General features: G+C 71.4%; 3 protein-coding genes. 1 reads left to right on the top strand and 2 read right to left on the bottom strand.

Annotated features, from left to right (window positions below):
* On the top strand, positions 1-818 hold an 818-nt coding region (locus AACZ35_RS13880; RefSeq protein WP_339830291.1), incomplete at its 5' end, for an NAD-binding protein.
* Here the strand turns inward: AACZ35_RS13880 and AACZ35_RS13885 are convergent.
* Together AACZ35_RS13885 and AACZ35_RS13890 are read right to left on the bottom strand one after the other, a co-directional pair.
* The gene (locus AACZ35_RS13885) at positions 769-1,422 is read right to left on the bottom strand and encodes a DUF502 domain-containing protein (RefSeq protein ID WP_339830293.1); all 654 of its coding nucleotides are present in this window, start codon (positions 1,420-1,422) and stop codon (positions 769-771) included. The two genes, AACZ35_RS13880 and AACZ35_RS13885, sit on opposite strands and share 50 nt — an antisense overlap.
* A 33-nt stretch (positions 1,423-1,455) precedes the next feature.
* Positions 1,456-2,556, bottom strand: a 1,101-nt coding sequence (locus tag AACZ35_RS13890; RefSeq protein ID WP_339830295.1) for an SUMF1/EgtB/PvdO family nonheme iron enzyme, incomplete at its 5' end; no start/stop codon positions are given.

Consider the following 2,556-nt stretch of genomic DNA (forward strand, 5'->3'; position numbering starts at 1 on the left):
CGGTCGCGGTCGGCCTGCTCGATGCGCGCACCCACGCCAACCTGACCGCCATCGTGGTGCTGTCGATGGTGCTCACGCCGCTGGTGGTGCTGGTGGTGCGGCGGCTGCTGCCCAAGCCCGAGGCGCCGTCGCTGGCAGGCGTGGAGGCGGCGAACGGCCTGGAGGGCAGCGTGCTGGTGATCGGTTTTGGCCGCTTCGGCCAGGTGTCGAGCCAGGCCCTGCTGGCCCGCGGCGTGGACGTGACGATCATCGACAACGACATCGGCATGATCACCAGCGCTGCGGACTTCGGCTTCAAGGTCTATTACGGCGATGGCACCCGGCTCGACGTGCTGCATGCCTCCGGCGCCGGCCGGGCGCGCGTGATCGCGGTCTGCGTGGACGACCGCGCCGCGGCCACGCGCATCGCCGAGGTGGTCCGTTCGGCCTTCCCGCAGGCGGCGGTGCTGGTCCGCAGCTTCGACCGCGAGCATGCGCTGGAGCTGGTGCGCATCGGCGTGGATTTGCAGGTTCGCGAGACCTTCGAATCGGCCGTGGTCTTCGGCGGCGCGGCGCTGCGCGAACTGGGAGTCGACGAAGACGAGGCGCTGATGGTGATGGACGAAGTCCGGCGCCTGGACGCGGAGCGTTTCGCCCTGGAAACCGCCGCCGGCACGGCCGCCGCGGGCGCCGCCCTGATGCACACCAATACCGGCGCCGGTCGCATGCGCCAGACGCCGCTGGTGCGTCCGAAGGCCACGGGCCAGGTGCTCAATCCCGACGAGGCGGTCAGTCCCGCGCCGGCGGCGGACGGTCGAAAGGCATCGTCTCCGGACTGACCGCGCCGCCGGAAATGATGAAGGCCATGGCTTCGTCCACGCTCCAGTCGGTGGGCGTGAGTTTGTCCACGGGCACGATTTCCAGGTAACCCGAGGTCGGGTTGGGCGTGGTCGGCACGTACACGGCGGCGAGTTCGCGGCCGGTGCCTTCTTCGCGGATGACGCGGGTGACGAAGCCGACGCACTTCATTTCCCGGTGCGGGAAATCGATGAGCACCACGCGCTGGGTGCCGTCGGGTTTGGTCTGCAGCAGATCGAGCAGCTTGCGCGCGCTGCCGTAGACGGTGCTGGCCAGCGGCACCCGCGCAATGAGCCCTTCGAACCAGCGCAGCAGCTGCTGGCCGGCGACGCGGCGCGCCAGGGCGCCGACGGCGATGATCACGATGATCGTGGCGGCGATGGCGAAGGCCGACTGCGCCCAGGGGTCGTCCACCCAGCCCAGCCACTCAGGGTGCGCCGCTGCCAGGCGTGCCGACACGGGCGCCACCACCGGCTGGCTCATGTCCTTGAGCAGGCCCAGCACGAACTTGAAGACGATCCAGACCAGCCAGATGGGCAGCAGGGTCAGCAGACCGGTGAGGAAGTAGGCACGAAGGCGTCGCATGCCGCGATTGTAGGCTACGCGCCGGGAAGTGGATCAGCGCGCGCCCAGCTCCGCCGCGCTGACTTCGCGCACCAGCCGGAAGCCGATGTCGTCGAAGCCGGTGTCGCCGTCGAAATCGTTGCTCTGGCCCGGGCTGCTGCGGTCGGCCGGGTCGCGCCAGCCCATGCCGGCGGCCAGGCGGCGCTGGCAGCCGCGGGTGCAGTTGCTGGTCCATTCGCGCAGGTTGCCGCGCAGGCCGGCCAGGCCCAGCGGGCTCAGCGGTCCCTGGCTTGCGTTGACGGTGCCTTCGGCGCCGCAGTCGATGCGACCGTCCTGGCAGGCGTTGCCGCTGCCGCGGTAGTCCACCAGCGGGCTCCATTCGCCCAGCGTCGGCAGGCGGTAGGAAAGGCCGCTGCGGCGGCTCAGCCACTGCGCATAGGCCTGGGCGTCGTCGAAGCTGACGCAGGCCACGGGGTGGTTGCCCGACTGGCTGAAGCCCGGGTCGTCCCAGCTGCGCTTCTTCAGGCTGATCGGCACCACGCGGTTGCGGCAGCGCGCCGCCGGTCGCTTGGTGGCGCTGGCGAAGGCCGCGTATTCGGCCCGGGTGACTTCGCTGCGCATGGCGCCAAGCCCCGCCTGGGCGCCGCGGGGCGCACGCACGAGGATCATCGCGACGGCGGTGTCGGGCAGGGTGTCGCCGGCCTTGGGCAGTTCAATCGCCTTCGACCAGGCCGGCTCGAGGCTGGCCGGGTCCACTTCCAGCGCGGCGGCGAGCAGCTTGGTGACGCCCACGGCGTCGGCGTCCATGTCGTCGAGCCCCTTTTCCAGCCGCGCCAGCAGCAGGGGCGGCAGGGCCTCGCGCATTTCGCGCCAGGGTTTGCCTTCCAGCCGGTCCATTTCGGCCGCGAAGGGGGCCGCGCGTTCGTAGTTCTGGCGGGCCGTGCCATCGTCACCGGCTTCGACGGCGGCGACCACGCGGGTGCTGTAGTAGGCGATGACCTCGTCCGCCAGGCGGAACAGGGCGGGCTCGCGTGGCGCCACCTGGCGCGCCGCGCGCAGGGTTTCCATGGCGTTGTCGCCGGCCGGCAGGCTCAGGCGCTGGCGCTGGATCTGGCGGCGGGCGGCGGACAGTTCGCGCGCGCCCGGACGGGTGGG

Source organism: uncultured Arenimonas sp., from assembly GCF_963976025.1.
Lineage (GTDB): Bacteria > Pseudomonadota > Gammaproteobacteria > Xanthomonadales > Xanthomonadaceae > Arenimonas.

What these genes read in the sequence shown, in the direction of transcription:
- AACZ35_RS13885 (WP_339830293.1), bottom strand. Translation starts at nt 1,422, where the DNA reads ATGCGACGCCTTCGTGCCTACTTCCTCACCGGTCTGCTGACCCTGCTG.